We start from the raw sequence: 15946 nt of genomic DNA, 5'->3' as shown, positions 1-15946 counted from the left end.
GTCGGGCTTCCGCTTCGGGTTGCTGATTCACAGCGTCCCCAGGAGTCCGGCCACCTCGTCGAGTGCACCTGGAACCAGGGAATAGTAGGCCCACGTGCCCCGCTTCTCACGGTGAAGCAGCCCGGCGTCCACGAGGACTTTCAAGTGGTGTGAGACAGTGGGCTGCCCGAGGTCCAAGGGCTCGGTCAGGTCGCACACGCAGGCCTCTCCGGACTCCCCGGCTTTAACAATGGACAGCAGGCGCAGCCGGTTGGGGTCGGCCAACGCCTTGAAGACCTGTGCCTTCTGCCGGGCATCCTCGGCGCCCAAGGCAGGCTTCCCGGAAGGAACGCAGCAGGAGTCGTCAACCACGGGTTCGAGGGTCTGCTGGGCTGCCATGAACCCCATTATGCAACAGATTGACATCCATCGATATAGCTGGTCATACTGCACGTATCGATAGCCATCAATCTTGTTCAGTCCCGGCTGAGCCTCCCAGGAGAACCGTGAGCACCCAGACCCAACCGCCGCCACCTGCTCCGGGAGAGGCCGCGGTCGTCGGAAAACTCTCCACGCTGGACCGGTTCCTTCCCGTCTGGATCGTTGCGGCGATGCTGCTGGGCCTCGCTCTAGGGAATCTGGTCCCGGGCCTGGACACGGCGCTCGAAGCCGTCAAGGTGGGGGAGGTCTCGCTCCCCATCGCCATCGGGCTGCTGGTGATGATGTATCCGGTGCTCGCCAAAGTCCGCTACGACCAGGCCGGGCGCATCATCGGGGACAGGAAGCTGCTGGTCTCCTCGCTGGTGATCAACTGGCTCCTGGCTCCGGCCTTTATGTTCGTCCTGGCCTGGCTGTTCCTGGCAGACCTGCCTGAGTACCGCAGCGGACTCATCATCGTTGGGCTGGCCCGCTGCATTGCCATGGTGATGATCTGGAACGACCTCGCCTGCGGAGACCGTGAGGCTGCCGCCGTCCTCGTAGCCATCAACTCCATCTTCCAGGTGCTCGCCTTCGGAGCGCTGGGCTGGTTCTACCTCCAACTCCTGCCGTCCTGGCTGGGCCTGCCCGCCACCAGCGCAGACTTCGCCTTCGGAGCTATCACAGCCTCGGTACTGATCTTCCTGGGAATCCCGCTGCTGGCCGGCTTCCTCACCCGGACCGTCGGAGAAAAGGCAAAAGGCCGGGACTGGTATGAATCCGCTTTTCTTCCCAAAATCGGGCCATGGGCGCTGTACGGCCTGCTCTTCACCATCACCCTGCTGTTCGCCCTCCAGGGCGGCAGCATCACCTCCAAGCCCCTGGACGTGGCAAGGATTGCGCTGCCGCTGCTGGTCTACTTCGTGGTGGTCTTTGCGGCGGGCATGCTGGTGGGGAAGCGGCTGGGCCTTGGCTACGCCAAAACCACCACCCTCGCGTTCACTGCCGCCGGCAACAACTTCGAACTGGCCATCGCGGTGGCGATTGGCACCTTCGGTGTGACGTCCGGGCAGGCGCTCGCCGGCGTCGTCGGACCCTTGATTGAAGTGCCCGCACTTGTTGCACTTGTATACGCGGCTCTGTGGGTGCGCAGGCGCTACTTCGCCTTCGCTCCCGGCGCCCGCTGAACCCCCGAATCCCAGGAGAGACCATGATCCCCGAAACCGCCAGGAAGCCCTCCGTATTGTTCGTCTGCGTCCACAACGCGGGCCGTTCCCAGATGGCCGCCGCGTTCCTGACTACCATGGCCAAGGGCACAGTGGAGGTGCGCTCGGCAGGTTCCCGGCCCGCAGACAAAGTGAACCCGGCCGCCGTCGAAGCCATGGCAGAGCTGGGCATCGACATGTCCGCCGAATTGCCGAAGGTCCTCACCGCCGAGGCGGTGAAGGAATCCGACGTGGTGATCACCATGGGCTGCGGCGATGAATGTCCGTATTTCCCTGGAAAGCGTTATGAAGACTGGGTCCTGGAGGATCCCGCCGGCCGGGGCGTGGACGCCGTCCGGCCCATCCGCGATGAGATCAAGACCCGGATCGAGAACCTGATCACTGAACTGGTGCCCGCGCAGCACCCGGACGCCCAGTAGCCTGTTCCCAAACGCCCTACGCAAAAGGAAGCCTGCCGTGACCATTGACGCGAACAACCAGCATCCCGCAACCGAACAGCTGATTATCATCGGTTCCGGCCCCGCCGGCTACACCGCCGCGATCTACGCAGCCCGCGCGGGCCTTGCGCCGCTGGTGCTTGCGGGATCCGTCACCGCCGGCGGTGCGCTGATGAACACCACCGAAGTGGAAAACTTCCCCGGCTTCCCCGGCGGCATCCAGGGGCCGGAACTCATGGACGGGCTGCAGGAGCAGGCTGAGAAGTTCGGCGCCAAGGTAGTGTTCGACGACGTCACGGAGGTTTCGCTGAAGGGCCACGTTAAGACGGTGGTCACCGGCGGCGGCGAAACCCACCGCGCCCCGGCCGTCATCCTGGCTACCGGCTCGGCGTACAAGGAACTCGGCCTGCCGGAGGAGAAGAAGTTCAGCGGCCACGGTGTTTCCTGGTGCGCCACCTGCGACGGGTTCTTCTTCCGCGAACAGGACATCATCGTGGTGGGCGGCGGTGATTCGGCCATGGAGGAAGCAATGTTCCTGACCCGGTTCGGAAAGTCAGTCACCGTCGTGGTCCGGAAAAACGAACTCCGCGCCTCCCGCATCATGGCGCAGCGGGCCAAGGACAACCCCAAGATCACGTTCGCCTGGAACTCCGCCGTCACCGCCATCCACGGTGACGGGAAAGTCAATGGCGTCACGCTGACGGATACCCGCTCCGGGGAGGCCCGGAAACACTCGGCCACCGGCATTTTCGTCGCGATCGGGCACGTGCCGCGCACCGAACTGCTGACCGGCCAGGTGGACCTGGACGGGGACGGCTACATCAAGGTGGACGCCCCCACTACCGTCACCAACCTCTCCGGCGTTTTCGCCTGCGGCGACGCCGTGGACCACCGCTACCGCCAGGCGATTACCGCCGCGGGCACCGGCTGCGCGGCCGCCCTCGACGCCGAACGCTACCTCGCGGCGCTGGAGGATGCGGACAGCATCGCCACCGCGCTGGTTGAGGAACCAACCCACAGCTAGGATCCGGAACAGGGGAGGGGGTGAGCGGAATGACGACAGGATGCTGCGGCGACTCCGGTTGCTGCGGCGACTCCGGTTGCTGCGACGACGATCAGGACTGCTGCTGATCACCCCCATCGTGCCGGCCAGCGGCCATGAGCAGCACCTACCCGGGCGGCAATTAACTGCAGCGGACGACGGCGGAAACCTCCCGCCGTCGTCCGCTGCAGTTTTGTTTTCCGGAAGTTAGGCCGATGCGAGGGCGCCCTCGTCACGGACGCTCAACGTGAACGTGTTGGGCCCGCTGCAGGTGACGGCAATGCGGCACGAAGTGGTGTTGTGGCGGGCCGAGAGGTCACTCACCGCGGCGTCAAGCGTGTGGTGGAGGGCTGACCGGTCCCAGATCTTGAGGGTCACGGAGTTATTGGCATCGAACGTCATTATTCAACTTCCATTTCATGCGGTTGGCGGTCCGGAGTCTTCGTTGCCCGGGCCGTGTCCTCGTCGGTGAGGATGGACTGCAGGTGGGAAAGCGCATTCCCGTACTTCCATGGTGCAGGTTGCTTTAAGTATTAGCAACCGGGACAGGGCTGATGTGACCAAGCACACCAGGCTGCCGGGAGCGTGAACCCAGCGGCGGCTGCCCTGCTTTTCCATAGTGCCCAGAGCCGGCGAAGCGCCACAACCGAAACCGGCAATTGTTGCAGGTGAGACTCATCACGTCGGCAAGGGAGGGCGACGCCGGCCACGTGTCTATTCGTCGAAGTAGGTGTCGATCTGCTTCTCGCCCGAAATGGATGAAATGACGGCAGCCGCCACTTCGCGCAGCTTGATATTACGGGCACTGGAGGCCTTGGTCAGGATGTTGAAGGCCACGTCCCGGGTGCACCTGTTCTCGGCCATGATGGCTCCGATGGCCATATCGATCACGGTGCGGGACTGCATCGCTATTGCGAGGTCGTTTCTGGCCTCACTGAGCTGGGCGATCCGAAGGACCAGCCGCAGTGAACTGGCGGCCTGGCTGGCGAACGCTTCCGCGGTGGAAATATCCTCGGCAGTGAACCCGCTGCTGCAGCCGGAATACAGGTTCATCACGCCTTCGGCCTCGCCGGCCAGATCCATTGGTACTGCAAGGATCGAGCAGACGCCATGCTCCCGGGCGGCCTTGACATACGGAGCCCACCGCCGCTCGTCGGTCAGGTCGGGAACCAGGAGGGTGGTTCCGTTGCGAAGGGCCGTCAGGCACGGACCGTCGCCGAACCCGTTCTGCAGCTCATCCAGTGCTCTGGCCGCCGCATCGCTGCTGGCAAGGGCTTCGGGCCTCTTGCGCCGGATAACGGTGACGCCGGTGTGGATACGGTTGCCCGGGGAGGACAGCCTGGAGGAGGCCAGCACCGCGAGATCGGTCAGGAAGCTGATGACATCCTTGCTGGCCAGAACCAGTCCCTGCAGCCGCGTTTCCATGTCCGGGGATGCCTGGATGGCCGGGGCGGCCTGAGGCAAGGCGCCAAAGTTTCCGGCCATGGGTTCGTGGTTCGTCATTGGGTTTCGCCTTCCATCAGTTCCGTCAAAGCCATGGCGATCAGCGCGACTTGCCCGGCCGGGATGTCGAGTGCCTCGTGAAGATAGGCATCCAGGGACGTCTCGTCGATTCCGCCGCCCAGCCCGTAGTAGTACGTCCACAGTTGGGCCAGCGGAAGGTCGGTCTTGCGGAAACGCTCCGCTGTGCCCCGCCGTTCTTCGAAGGCCCGGTCCGCTGGCTCCGGGCCGTCAGTTTCAAAGGGATTCATTCCTGCCCTCCGTCTCGCTGGGTTCCGGGGAGTGCGGCTCCACGGACGATGTCAGTGGCGATGTCCTGCATCCTGCGGTTACCGGACTTCGCGGCCAGTTGAAGCACCTCCAGCGCGCCTTCCCGTCCGCCGTGCTGCTGGAGCATGATGAGCGACACGGCCGCGTCCACCACGGCCCGCGACTTCAGCGCAGCACGGAGGTGGTCCGGATGGATTTCCGCCCCGTGCAGCCGCAGGGCGATCCGGAGCACACGGGACATGGCCGCCGCGTGCTGTCCGAGAAGCGCTATTGTCGCCTCGTTGAAGGCGCCCACCGTGCTTGCATAGCAGTTCAATCCGGCATGCGAAAAGGGGTCTGTGGGGATGGGGACAGCCAGTACGGAGCGCACGCCTTCCCGGAGTGCGGCGTCCAGATAGTCGCTCCAGCGCTGGTCGCTTTTCAGGTCCGGGATCAACACCAGGCGCTGCTGCCGTGCGGCAGTCAGGCAGGGGCCGTCGTCGAACGCGTACTGCGTTTCATCCAGCCGCCGCCCCTCCTCGCTGCTGCTCGCAACCGTTGCAGGGCCTCCGTCGCGCTCCACGGTGATGGTGCAGGTGACCAGACCGTCGGAGCCGAGCAACGAGGCGGAGATAGTGGCCAAACCCAGGAGGAACTCAGGGAACCCGGGACTTTCGAGGAGCAAATCCTGCATCTGGTCCGAAGTGGTAAGGCTGCTGTCCTGGGCCATCGGCCCTCGATCCATGGGTGCGCCGTGGGCACATGCCCCTGGCTGGCGGCCTCCGCTCTCTACGCGGGGAACCCGATCATTCAACCTCTGGATCTGTTGGCTATCCCGAAATCTCCTACTACCGACACTACGCCGGTGCCGGACCTATTGATACGCCCGGTCCTTCGATCTACTCGTCCGCTTCCGATTGCGCGCCGGTGCCATCTTTCCGGATCTCTTGTGCGGCGGGACCGGAGGTGCTTGGGCTGGGGCCTGGACCACCGTCGAAATCGTCAGAGTACGGTGCCCGTGGCCGGGGAAGGTCGTCAATGAGCTCGTTGGCCGCCAACGCGAGCAGGTCACGCTGTACCGGTGGCAATGACAGGAGCCCCTGCAGGTATGCCTCCACCTCGTATTCGCCGGCGTCTCCGGACATGCCGAAATACTTCAGCCACAACTCGGACACGGAGATGCCTGCGGCCCTCATGGCTGAACGCAGCCTGCGCCGTTGTTCGGGTTCGTTAGGATCAAAGCCCATGGGCGCTTCCTACGACCCGGGCGCCGGCGTCCCGGCCAGGACGTGCGCGCTGATGTCCTGCAATGCTGTGTTCTCGTCCCGCGCTTGCCTGATCAACCACTGCAGGGCCGCTTCGTGGCTGATCCCCAGGCGCTCCATCAGCACGCCGCATGCACGGTTCACAAGGTCACGGCTGTACAAGGATGTCTGCAGGCCCTCGGTCATTTTGTGGGGTGCCTCGCTGGCCTGGATGTGCGAGAGCAGCGTGGCGGCCGGCGCCGCAAAAAGTTGAAGCAAGGCGGTGCTGGATTCGTCAAAAGTGTTGGGGGCCGCGGCATACAACTTCAGTGCGCCGATGGACTCCCTGCCCGCAATGAGGGGAGCGCTGACCACCGAGCGCACTGGCAGCCCTTGCACTGCCCTGCGCCAGTCCGGCCACCGGGACTCCTCCCGGATGTCCTCGAGAAGAACCGGCTTTTCCGTAGCCCACGCGGTCAGGCAGGGGCCTTCGCCGCATTCATACTGCATGGCGTCGGTCTGAGCCACGATCCTGTCCGTATAACCGCTGCTGATGCGGCGCCCACGGGCATCCAGGAGGGATACCCCCGCTCCGATGGTGCCCGGAACCGACTCCTTGGCCGCCTGGGCTAAGAGCCGGACGGCCGTTTTCACCTTTTCTTCCGTCAGCAGCAACCCCTGGATTCGAGCGATCACAGTGCTGAGCTCGTCGAGGGGAAGTTGCTGCGCCATAGTTCCAGCATAGGGCCAAGGCGTTCCCGCCGTCCCTTGGCTCACAGGGATTCTGCGGGCATGAAGCGATGACGACGGCGGGAGCCTTCCCCGGGCGCGCGCGTTCAGGCACTCGGCTCCCGGCTGGGATGCGGCTGGCTGCCGGAGACGGTGAAGCGCAGGGAGAAGTTGTTGAGCGCACCGGGAAGGCGTCTTTCCGGGCCAAGCGCCTGCGGGGAGGACAGGGTGAAAGAGCTCTTTTCAATAAGGGAGGCGAGCATGGCGCTGCTCAGCATCAGCGCGAGTTGACGTCCGGGACAGAACACCGGACCATCGCTGAAGGGGACCAGCGGCCAGCCCTCATCGCCGTTCTTGTCCAGCCAGCGCTCCGGTGTGAAGGAATGCGCCTGGGGGACGTGGGCTTCGTCCCGGTGAAAGTAGGCGACGTAGATCAGGACACCGCAACGGGCTGGCATGTCGCCATCGGGCCACTCTACTTCCCTGGTGCTCTGGCGGAGGATCATGGGCGTCGTGGGCCACAACCGCAGAGAGTCCAGGACACAAGCGCGCAGGAAGGGCAGGTGCCGGCGTTCCGTCCTGTCCTGCTCCACTTCCGCCTTGGCCGCGGCCAAGTGTTCCGGATGCGTGGCCAGGAGTGCCAGCGTCCTGAAGGTGGCCATACCTGTCGTTTCAAGGGCGAACAGCCACTGGGGGATCTGATCTACCGGCGCCGCGTCCTGGCCGGGGTGCATCTTTGCCATGGAAAATGCCAGGCTGCCCGGCTCAGCATTCTTCATCCGGTCCTCAACGCGGCTGAGGAACTTCGTCCGTAGACCCTTGTCCTTGGGCTTGAGGAAAGACCAATTCGCATTTTCCCGGAGCTTGGCCAGCATGTCGGTCAGTTCGTGGTCATCACGGGCTTGATCCCCGAAGATGCTTCGCCGCACCACGCGGTCCCACGTCTGGATGAAGTGGTCCCATCCCAATTCCATGTTTCCAGCCGGGCTTCCGTCCTTGATGCCCCGCAACAGCTGGTCCGCCTCTCCCCGGACGATGGGTATGAAGGATGCTGCAAGGTGATGAATAGGACTGTGCGCGTCCAGGACCTGTTCCTGCAACGCCCTTCGCGCGGTCCTCTCCCGGCCTTCGGAGATGAGCACAAACCGTGGTTCGAAGTGCGCAAGCGCCGCTTTCTTCTCGCTGCTCGCCGGGGAGAAAGGCTCCGGTGAGTTGGCCAGGACGTAATGCAGGTGTTCCGGCTGCAGCACCACGGCTTGCTCGCGCCCCGGGAGCCGGAGCATGAGCGGCCCCTCACGGTATTTCCGGGCGAGCTTGGCCATGCGGCGGACTGCCCGGTCATCCAGGCCCAGCCGTTCCGCTCCTGCCTCCACCTTTGGCCGGCGGATGATCGGGCCCTTCGCCGTGGTTGGCAGGAACACATCAAAGAAAAAAGCGGCGGACTCCAACGCGGTGGCCTTGGGCAGGCCGGTGCGGCTTTTCATGAATCGGGCTCCTTCTTACTTGGTGAGGTCCTCCAAGTACGGTGCGCGGGGCAATGGTGGAAGTTCGTCGATGAGTTCATTTGCTGCGTGGGCCAGCAGGTCCCGTTGACCCGGCGGCAGGGACAGCAGTGACTGGATGTAGGCATCCACTTCGTACTCACCCACCGTGCCTCCGATGCTGAAGTAGCGCAGCCAGAGGTCCCCATGCTTCAGGCCGGAGCGGAGCAGGGCTTTGCGCAGGAGCCGGCTTTGTTCCTGCTCAATTCCAGCCGAGGGATCGGGGCTGCTCCTGTCATGTTCCGTCATCGGAGAGGTTCTTCGTCCCGTTGAGTATCTCTCTGCTGACGCTGAGAAGTGACTGTCTGGAGGTCCTGGATAGCTCTACCAGTTTCTTGAGGGCTTCGCCCTGGTCCAAGCCGTGCAGCCGCATCAGGAAGCCCTGGGCACGGTTGATGGTATCCCGGCTGTCCAGGGCAGAGGTCAGGACCCTGGTAAAGCGAAGAGGGGAGTCCGAGCTTTGGATGTTGTCCAAGAGGGTAGCCGCCGGCACCACAAGTTTTTCCAGCGGTCGTGAGGTGGAAGTGTCGAAGGCCCCGGGCTGGGATGAGTAAATTTTCAATGCCCCCAGGCAACGCCTGCCTGCCATGAGGGGTGAACTGATGACGGACCGGATGGACAGGTCCCTGACCGCCTGCGACCACAAGGGCCAGCGGTCGTCGGTGAAGACGTCGTCGATCAGTACAGTGCGTTCGCTGGCCCAGGCGGTAAGGCATGGTCCCTGGCCGAGCTCGTACTGGGCAGAATCTGCCTCCAGGACAACGGGGTCCGTGGCTCCTGTGCTGGTTCTGGTGCCCTTTTCGTCCAGGAGCGATACGCCGGCACCGGAGCTTCCGGGAAAGGCATCACGGATGCCTTCGGCAAGCAACTGGACGGCCCTGTCTACCTTCTCCTCGGTCAGGAGCAGGTCATTAATGCGGGCCAATGCGAGAGTGAGATCATCCAGGGGGAGCTGTTGTGGCATGGTAGCCAACCTTCTGCGGCGGACATTGCTGTGGGATGCCCCCTGCTGGGCCGGACCGGAAAAACTTTTTCGATCCATTACCAGCATAGCCCCTGCAGATGCCGCCGCGCCGGGTTCCGCACAGCGGCTTTCCGTAAGAACGTCGACTCGATGTAGTCTGGGGAAAGCGTTTGGAAGTGGGCGTCTAAAGGCCGCGTGGGAAACCGCTGCGGTTGAAGCCCAATTTCAGGGACATCGAAATGGACGCCCAGCCCGACACAGCCTCTTTGCCCATCAGAGCAGACGTTTTGCCCGCTGCCGCTGCAATTCAGGACGGGATCGTATCCCGTTTGCAGGACCTCGTCCTGCAAACCGCTGACGCCCAGGACTTCTTCGAGGAACTCGCGGTTTTCTCGGCCTCCCTCCTGGCCCCGCCCGGCGGAGAACTCCACTGCAACGTGACGGTGGTGCGCCGGAAGCGCCCCATCACCGTCGCTTCCAGTACGCCCAGGGCCCGGGTCATGGATGAGCTTCAGTACGCCTATGGTGACGGGCCCTGCCTGGCGGCCATGCGGACCGGAAAGACTATCTACGTGGCAGATGTTGCCAGCGAACACCGCTGGCCGGAGTATTCCCAGGCAGTCTCAGCCTATGGTGTCGGCTCTATCCTCAGTGTGCCCCTGCAACTCGAGGGGGACTCCTCGGCTGCCCTGAATGTCTATTCATCGGCAGCTCAGGGTTTTTCACCTGGGGACATCGCACAGGCCGAGTTTTTTGGCGAGCAGTCTTCCAAAACGCTCCGGCTTGAACTGCGCCTGGCCCAGTTGAGGGATGCGAAGGAGGACCTGGAGGCTGCCATGAAGTCGCGGACGGCCATCGACATTGCCGTGGGCGTGATCATGGCTCAAAACCGATGCGGCCAGGCCGCAGCGATGGCCATTTTGAGGAAGGCCTCCAACAGCCGCAACGTCAAGCTGCGGGATGTGGCGGCAGGGGTCATCGAATCAGTCTCGCCGGACCCCGCGCTGCGTACACACTTCGATGAGTAATGCCTTGAGTTCAGCGGGTACGCCACAAATGCGATTGGACAGAAGTACGGCCAGTGCGTAAATTCTTAGTGGTAGGCGTCACTTATTTTGATGACTTACCCCTCCGGGCCATGTGCAGGGCCTTTCAGGAGTGACCGCTGTAGCAAGACGGCGGAAAAATGCACACCGGCGAAAGAGGGCCATCGTGGCTGACTCGCATTTCACAAAGTTCCTTGCTGAAGCAACCGTCCCGGAATTCGACACTGACTGCCCTATGTCTGCGGATTGCCTTTATGGGCTTTACGTCAGTTGGTGCCTGCTCCAGGGGATGTTAGCCAAGACGGACGTCGCCTTCCGCGCAGCGATGCACCGGGCCGGCGTCGACCTCCACGACACCAAACTCCGGATGGTGGGCCCGGCAGCGGCCGACTACATCCTGTCCAGCTACCCGGCCGCCGCATAGCAATGTCCATCCATCCGGAGGGACCCGGGAATCGCATCGAAGGTGTGCTTGCCTCCGGCAGGCACTACATCCACTGTGGGGAACCCATGCGGAAAACCGGCTCCGAACTGCGCCGGCTCAGCATGCCGGCCTTCACTGACGGGCCGTTTGAAGACGCCTTGGACGTCTACCTCACCACGCAGGTACTGCACTGCCAGTGCGGTTTCCAGATGGAACTTCCTGAATAGGCGCTTGGCTCGCCAAAGAATCCGTTGCTGTCCGGGCCCGTTGAATAAGGCCCGGACGGCCGGGTAAGTAAACATTGATCCTCAGTATTTGTAGTTATTCGAAGTGGTCAGGCAGGCGGTCTTAATTCGTGGATGGGGGACGGACGGACAGATCCGGAGGTGTGGGCGGGTGAGTAACACGGACAAACCTGCGGTGCGGAAAGCAGCGCTCCGGGATCCTCTCCGCAGCTCGGGCGGCATGCATGAGGCGAGCCGGCTTCAGCGCGGAGTTGCCGAGTTTCTGCGGCTGCCACTGATGGTTACAATCTCTTTTTGCGTTGCCGGTGTGGTGGTATCGGTGCTGGATGCTTCCTCCACCGGCCGCTCGGGGCTGCGTGCCGCGGCTGAAAGCCTGGTGCCTGGCGGCGGAGCGGTCGACTTCGTGTCCGCTGTGGCAACGAGCCTGTTGACCGTCACATCAATTACGTTCTCGGTACTGCTGCTTGCAGTGCAGCAAACAGCGAGTTCCCTCACTCCGGTAGTCCTGGACCAGTTTCTTCGTCGCAAGCCGAACCAGGCCTACTTCGGTTTTTTTGTTGGCGCCTCCGCCTTCACTTTCCTGGTCCTCGGCCTTGCCCGGGAGGAGGGGCCGGCCCCTGTTTACGGCGCATGTATAACCTTGCTTTTGACTATCGTTGCCTTGGTTGTCCTGCTGATGTTGATCCACGCCACCATCGACCAGATGCGGCCCGAGTCCGTGATGCGCTCTATCCATGAACTGGCCCTTGAGGCCAGGGAAAGCGAGCTGCGCCTGTTGGGCAGTACCAGGGTTGAACGGCGGACGTTCCCGGGCGCAGCCGAAAGATCAGTCAAGGTGCTGGACAGCGGATACGTGGTGACCATTGACCTTCCCAAACTGGCCGAAGTGGCGCGTCGGGTCGGCAGGAACGCTGAGATCCTCATCGAGGGCAGGCTCGGTGAGTACCTCGTCTTCGCCGAAGTGGTGGCGCGGGTTGTGGGGGTGGACGCAGATGACGATTCGTACGACGCAGACGTCCTCTCCGCTTTTGGCATCGACGACGTTCGGGACGTTGACGCGGAATCGGGCTATGCCTTGGACCAGCTGGAGAACATTGCCTGGGCCACGGCCACCAGCGCAGGCCAGAGTCCCAGCACAGCCATAGTGGCTGTGCGGTCGCTCTCAGATCTCCTCGGGCGCTGGCTGATCAGTGGTGAACGGGACCGGTCGGACCGTTCAAAGGATCGGGAGGAGCTTCCCATTGTCTATACGGACGGAGCGGTGGCCCGCGGACTTTCGGCCCTCTCCAACCTCGTTATTGCCAGTGCGGAGTCGCGCCAGGTCCAAACCTGTGCCGAACTGGTCCGCTCGTTCACCCGGCTTGCACCAAGGCTGCACCCAAGCGACGTGGAAAGCTTCCAGACCGCCATTGATGCCTGCATGCCGGCTGTTATCCAGCACCCGGATGCGCCGGCACTGCACAATGCCATGACCGAACTGGAAGCTGCGCTGCACGGGGCAGGACTCGATAGTCGAAGACTGGCACATGCCCGGGAAGCGATCCGGCGCGCATCGGAAAGGATGATGCCCAAGCCCTCGGACGAACCCGAGGCGGCAGCCCTGGAACACAACCGTCCCTAGCTCTAATACTCCAACGCCCCCGCTTTTATGGGTGGCACATAAGATGGGCCTATGTCGAATTCATCGGACAACGAATCGGTCGCGCAGCTTCAAGACATCCTGGTGGGGGCGGAGGATGGCCTGCAGTTCCTGTCGGGGCTCTCCGGGCTGGCCGCTGCAGCGGTTTCCGAAGCGTCGGGGGATGCCGTTGAGTGCGCCGTGACCGTCAAGCTGCGGCGCAGGCCGTCTACGGTTGCCGGCAGCAGCAATCGGGCCATCGAGCTCGACCGCATCGAGCAGGCCGTCGGTGATGGGCCCTGCATGAGGGCCCTGAAGGAGATGTCGCCGGTGATTATCGACGATGTTTCCTCGGACTCCCGGTGGCCAGAGCTGGCCAAAAGATTCGCCGAGTCAGGCGTCTACAGCTCGCTGGGTGTGCCCCTGGAAATCAACAATGAAGCAAGCGCGGCACTGAACTTCTTCGCGTCCAGGCCGGGCGTCTTCAGCCCCAACGTCTACGACAAGGCCGTGGGTTTTGGCGCCGCCGCCCACAGCACGCTGCATCTGTCGGTCCGGATCAAAACTGCGGAAAACCGGGCGGAAGACCTGGAAGCAGCAATGCAAAGCCGGACCGCCATCAACCTCGCGTGTGGTGTAATCATGGCGCAGAACAGGTGCTCGCAATCAGAAGCGATGGAGATCCTGACCAAGGTCTCCAGCAACCGCAACCGGAAGCTGCGGGACGTGGCCACGGAACTGATTGAACAGCTGCAGGGCACCAGCATCCAGACACACTTCGACGCTTAGGCACCTTGTCGCTTGCCGTCCGGACGGCCACCCTCCAGCCTTCCCCTGGTCCTGCGGATGTCCCAACAGCTGCCGCTGCCTCTCACCTCGAAGACCGGGGCTCCGCCGTCGGGCAGGAAAAGCGCCGTACCCTCATCCGCAGCCACGGCGGCCACCACGGCAATCCAGGCCGCGTGTTCGTTGTACAAGCGTTCCTTGCGCAGGTGCTCCTTGTAGGAAACCCATTGACACCTGTACCCGCCAGGACTATCGTACAACCAGATGGTTGTAGATCAGCTCCGCGAAACCGAACTTGACCGGCTTTTCCAGGCGTTCGCCGATTCCACGCGCCGGGACATCGTCCGGCGGGTGATGGTTGGTGAGTATTCGGTCTCCGGCCTCGCGGGCCTTTACGCCATGAGTTTCGCTGCCGTCCAAAAGCACGTGGCGGTGTTGGAGCGCGCCTCCCTGGTCACCAAGGAGAAGCGCGGAAGGGAGCAGATCGTGCGCGGTAACCACGAAGGGCTGCAAAAGGCCCGGCGGCTGCTCGATGAGTACGAGGCGATCTGGCGGCAGCGCGTAGGCCGGATCGCTGACATTCTGGCTGAAGGATAAGGAAAGGGTTCTGCAATGCCGGTTATCAGTTCCACCAAGAATCTTGAGGCGCTCAGCTTCATTCTCGTTGCGGAGTTCGACGCTGGAGTCGAACGCGTCTGGCAGCTCTGGGAAGACCCACGCCAGCTGGAGCGCTGGTGGGGTCCGCCCACCTGGCCTGCCACTTTTGAACAGTTCGATTTCGAGTCCGGCGGAAAAGCCGGCTACTACATGACCGGGCCCGAGGGTGAAAAGGCCGGCGGCTGGTGGCGCTTCACTGCCATCGAGGCTCCCGGCAAGCTGGAGTTCGACGACGGTTTCGCCGACGAAAACGGGGCTCCGGTCGAGTCCATGGGCACCACCCACGCCACGGTCACCCTTGAGGACACCGGCGGGGGGACCCGGATGACCATCGTTTCCACCTTCGAATCCGAAGAACAGATGGAGCAGATGGTCCAGATGGGCATGGAGGAAGGTATGCGGGAGGCCGTCGGCCAGATCGACGCCATCCTCGCCGAGCACGCCAACGCCTGACCTTCACGGCATCCAAGGAAAGCGTACGACGGCGGCACCTCCCGCCGTCGTACGCATTCCTTCGCCCCCGGCCGGGAGGTCCAGGACCGCCCGGAATGCGTGCTGGCGGGAGGGCGTTGAACCGGACGAAAAGCTTCTGAATACTGGAAGGAAGCAACATTTCGAGGGGTGGTGGCGGCGATGAGCGGCGGTGCGGAGGATTTCCGGAAGCGACTGGAGCGTGCCGCCGAGGTCCGGTCCTACCGCGGAGCCGGCATCAGTTCCGAGGAGGAAGCCGCGCTCGACGCCCTTGACGCGCAGGAGCGTGAAAAGCGCCGAAAGGTCAGCGACGCCGCACGGGCGGAATACCTGGTCCGGGATGCGATGGCGCACGGAAAGTTCGACAACCTCAAATATGCGGGCAAGCCGATCCCGGGCCTGGGGGAGTCATACGACCCCGACTGGTGGGTCAAGGGCCTCATCCAGCGGGAAAACATCAGTGGCCTCGGACCGGCCGCCCTCCTGCTGCGCACCCATGATGCCGAACTGGACGCCAAACTGGACGCGCAGTACACCGAGCAACAGGTGAGGGACATGCTGCAGGACTTCAACCGCCGTGTCATCGACGCCCGGCGCCAGCTCCAGGGCGGCCCGCCGGTGATCACCAAGACCCGGGACGTGGACGAAGAGGTGGACCGGTGGCGTCAGCGCCGTGCCGCCCGGGCCCAGGAGCTTCCGCCGCCGGAACCGGAACCGCCGCGCTCGTGGTGGCAGCGTCTGTGGAAGGGGCCGGGCTAGGGTGATGTGACTTCGAAGAGCTCGCAGGTTGCGTTGTAGTACCTGTTGGTTTGTCCCCGGTGGGTCATTCCGATGCGCAGGCAGACCCTCTGTGATGCAGTATTGGCCGGGGCCGTGACCGCCACGATCCTGTCCAGCCCGTTGTCGAACGCGTGGGCGAGGACCGCGCTGGCTGCTTCCGACGCGTAACCGTGCCCCCAGTGATCGGGGTGGAAGTGCCAACCAATCTCGGTCTCACCCGAGGGCTGCAGCGGAAGCGTTTCGCCCGACGCCGGGATGGACTTGAGGAGCAAGGTGCCGGCCAGGGGCGGACTGTTCTGGGGCTGGGCTGGGTCTTTCAGCTGGGCTGGCTCCTGCAGAAGGGCCGGGTCCTGCAGAGGGGCTGGCTCTTTCAGCTGAACGGCCCAGACGCCGTGGAAGGGGTTGCCCATGGATCGCCACGTAAGGATCCGTTCCTCAGCTTGAGCACGTTTCCTCATCACGCGTGGTTGGTTGCCGATAAAGCGTTGCACCTCCCAGCGGGAGTAGAGGTCCAGCACGAAGTCGGCGTCCTCCGGCTCCCATGGGCGGAGGATCAGCCGCTTGGTTTCGAGGCTTTCCACCCCGCCATCC

Annotated in this window: 23 protein-coding genes; 11 read left to right on the top strand and 12 right to left on the bottom strand. The window is 63.4% G+C overall.

Going from position 1 to position 15946, the window contains the following annotated elements:
- Positions 1 to 27: 27 nt before the first annotated feature.
- The gene (locus QFZ36_RS09420) at positions 28 to 378 is read right to left on the bottom strand and encodes an ArsR/SmtB family transcription factor (protein WP_306635827.1); all 351 of its coding nucleotides are present in this window, start codon (positions 376 to 378) and stop codon (positions 28 to 30) included.
- A gap of 107 nt (positions 379 to 485) precedes the next feature.
- Between QFZ36_RS09420 and arsB the strand changes: the two genes are divergently transcribed.
- The 3 genes from arsB to trxB are packed head-to-tail and all read left to right on the top strand — an operon-like array spanning position 486 to position 3083.
- Positions 486 to 1583: an ACR3 family arsenite efflux transporter gene (arsB, locus tag QFZ36_RS09415; protein WP_373427032.1), complete on the top strand. Its 1098-nt coding sequence runs from the start codon at positions 486 to 488 to the stop codon at positions 1581 to 1583.
- 23 nt (positions 1584 to 1606) lie between these two features.
- Positions 1607 to 2041, top strand: a complete 435-nt coding sequence (locus tag QFZ36_RS09410; RefSeq protein ID WP_306635825.1) for an arsenate reductase ArsC — start codon at positions 1607 to 1609, stop codon at positions 2039 to 2041.
- A gap of 37 nt (positions 2042 to 2078) precedes the next feature.
- Positions 2079 to 3083, top strand: coding sequence for a thioredoxin-disulfide reductase (gene trxB, locus QFZ36_RS09405; protein ID WP_306635823.1), 1005 nt, complete (start codon positions 2079 to 2081; stop codon positions 3081 to 3083).
- A 225-nt stretch (positions 3084 to 3308) separates the two neighbouring features.
- Here the strand turns inward: trxB and QFZ36_RS09400 are convergent, their stop codons facing one another.
- From QFZ36_RS09400 to QFZ36_RS09360, 9 genes are all read right to left on the bottom strand, one after another.
- A complete protein-coding gene (locus QFZ36_RS09400; protein WP_306635821.1) occupies positions 3309 to 3503 on the bottom strand; it encodes a hypothetical protein in 195 nt (64 codons plus the stop codon).
- 312 nt (positions 3504 to 3815) lie between these two features.
- Positions 3816 to 4604 carry a GAF and ANTAR domain-containing protein gene (locus QFZ36_RS09395; protein WP_306635819.1) on the bottom strand — a complete coding sequence of 263 codons (789 nt, stop codon included), beginning with the start codon at positions 4602 to 4604 and terminating at the stop codon, positions 3816 to 3818.
- A complete protein-coding gene (locus QFZ36_RS09390) occupies positions 4601 to 4852 on the bottom strand; it encodes a hypothetical protein (RefSeq protein WP_306635818.1) in 252 nt (83 codons plus the stop codon). The genes QFZ36_RS09395 and QFZ36_RS09390 overlap by 4 nt, the downstream gene beginning before the upstream one ends.
- A complete protein-coding gene (locus QFZ36_RS09385; protein WP_306635816.1) occupies positions 4849 to 5580 on the bottom strand; it encodes a GAF and ANTAR domain-containing protein in 732 nt (243 codons plus the stop codon). The genes QFZ36_RS09390 and QFZ36_RS09385 overlap by 4 nt, the downstream gene beginning before the upstream one ends.
- A gap of 169 nt (positions 5581 to 5749) precedes the next feature.
- The gene (locus tag QFZ36_RS09380; RefSeq protein ID WP_306635814.1) at positions 5750 to 6097 is read right to left on the bottom strand and encodes a hypothetical protein; all 348 of its coding nucleotides are present in this window, start codon (positions 6095 to 6097) and stop codon (positions 5750 to 5752) included.
- Positions 6098 to 6106: 9 nt separating this feature from the next.
- On the bottom strand, positions 6107 to 6826 hold the full coding sequence (locus QFZ36_RS09375) for a GAF and ANTAR domain-containing protein (protein ID WP_306635812.1): 720 nt from the start codon (positions 6824 to 6826) through the stop codon (positions 6107 to 6109).
- 104 nt (positions 6827 to 6930) lie between these two features.
- A complete protein-coding gene (locus QFZ36_RS09370) occupies positions 6931 to 8307 on the bottom strand; it encodes a cytochrome P450 (RefSeq protein ID WP_306635810.1) in 1377 nt (458 codons plus the stop codon).
- A 15-nt stretch (positions 8308 to 8322) separates the two neighbouring features.
- The gene (locus tag QFZ36_RS09365) at positions 8323 to 8613 is read right to left on the bottom strand and encodes a hypothetical protein (protein WP_306635809.1); all 291 of its coding nucleotides are present in this window, start codon (positions 8611 to 8613) and stop codon (positions 8323 to 8325) included.
- Positions 8600 to 9328: a GAF domain-containing protein gene (locus QFZ36_RS09360; RefSeq protein ID WP_306635807.1), complete on the bottom strand. Its 729-nt coding sequence runs from the start codon at positions 9326 to 9328 to the stop codon at positions 8600 to 8602. The genes QFZ36_RS09365 and QFZ36_RS09360 overlap by 14 nt, the downstream gene beginning before the upstream one ends.
- Positions 9329 to 9567: 239 nt before the next feature.
- Between QFZ36_RS09360 and QFZ36_RS09355 the strand changes: the two genes are divergently transcribed.
- The 5 genes from QFZ36_RS09355 to QFZ36_RS09335 all read left to right on the top strand — a co-directional run bounded on the left by QFZ36_RS09355 (position 9568) and on the right by QFZ36_RS09335 (position 13450).
- Positions 9568 to 10356 (top strand): GAF and ANTAR domain-containing protein, encoded by a 789-nt coding sequence (locus tag QFZ36_RS09355; protein ID WP_306635805.1) that lies wholly within the window; start codon positions 9568 to 9570, stop codon positions 10354 to 10356.
- 307 nt (positions 10357 to 10663) lie between these two features.
- Positions 10664 to 10798, top strand: coding sequence for a hypothetical protein (locus tag QFZ36_RS09350; RefSeq protein ID WP_306635804.1), 135 nt, complete (start codon positions 10664 to 10666; stop codon positions 10796 to 10798).
- Positions 10799 to 10884: 86 nt separating this feature from the next.
- Entirely contained in the window at positions 10885 to 11025 is a 141-nt protein-coding gene (locus QFZ36_RS09345) for a hypothetical protein (RefSeq protein WP_306635802.1), read from the top strand.
- A gap of 238 nt (positions 11026 to 11263) precedes the next feature.
- Positions 11264 to 12664: a DUF2254 family protein gene (locus QFZ36_RS09340; protein WP_306639153.1), complete on the top strand. Its 1401-nt coding sequence runs from the start codon at positions 11264 to 11266 to the stop codon at positions 12662 to 12664.
- Positions 12665 to 12715: 51 nt separating this feature from the next.
- The gene (locus tag QFZ36_RS09335; RefSeq protein WP_306635801.1) at positions 12716 to 13450 is read left to right on the top strand and encodes a GAF and ANTAR domain-containing protein; all 735 of its coding nucleotides are present in this window, start codon (positions 12716 to 12718) and stop codon (positions 13448 to 13450) included.
- On the opposite strand, the gene QFZ36_RS09330 is transcribed toward QFZ36_RS09335, so the two are convergent.
- On the bottom strand, positions 13447 to 13638 hold the full coding sequence (locus QFZ36_RS09330) for a hypothetical protein (RefSeq protein WP_306635799.1): 192 nt from the start codon (positions 13636 to 13638) through the stop codon (positions 13447 to 13449). The genes QFZ36_RS09335 and QFZ36_RS09330 overlap by 4 nt on opposite strands.
- Before the next feature lie 73 nt (positions 13639 to 13711).
- On the opposite strand from QFZ36_RS09330, the gene QFZ36_RS09325 reads away from it, so the two are divergent.
- The 3 genes from QFZ36_RS09325 to QFZ36_RS09315 all read left to right on the top strand — a co-directional run bounded on the left by QFZ36_RS09325 (position 13712) and on the right by QFZ36_RS09315 (position 15334).
- The gene (locus tag QFZ36_RS09325; protein WP_306635797.1) at positions 13712 to 14044 is read left to right on the top strand and encodes an ArsR/SmtB family transcription factor; all 333 of its coding nucleotides are present in this window, start codon (positions 13712 to 13714) and stop codon (positions 14042 to 14044) included.
- Positions 14045 to 14059: 15 nt separating this feature from the next.
- Positions 14060 to 14557, top strand: coding sequence for an SRPBCC family protein (locus QFZ36_RS09320; RefSeq protein WP_306635796.1), 498 nt, complete (start codon positions 14060 to 14062; stop codon positions 14555 to 14557).
- Positions 14558 to 14737: 180 nt separating this feature from the next.
- Complete coding sequence (locus tag QFZ36_RS09315; RefSeq protein WP_306635795.1) at positions 14738 to 15334, top strand: DnaJ family domain-containing protein; 597 nt, start codon at positions 14738 to 14740, stop codon at positions 15332 to 15334.
- On the opposite strand, the gene QFZ36_RS09310 is transcribed toward QFZ36_RS09315, so the two are convergent.
- Positions 15331 to 15936, bottom strand: coding sequence for a GNAT family N-acetyltransferase (locus QFZ36_RS09310; protein ID WP_306635793.1), 606 nt, complete (start codon positions 15934 to 15936; stop codon positions 15331 to 15333). The genes QFZ36_RS09315 and QFZ36_RS09310 overlap by 4 nt on opposite strands.
- Positions 15937 to 15946: the final 10 nt, after the last annotated feature.

The sequence above is a fragment of the Pseudarthrobacter siccitolerans genome, assembly GCF_030823375.1.
In the GTDB taxonomy this organism is placed as follows: domain Bacteria; phylum Actinomycetota; class Actinomycetes; order Actinomycetales; family Micrococcaceae; genus Arthrobacter; species Arthrobacter siccitolerans_A.
The sequence above is the reverse complement of the archived record's forward strand: the minus strand, read 5'-3'. Positions and strand labels throughout refer to the sequence as shown.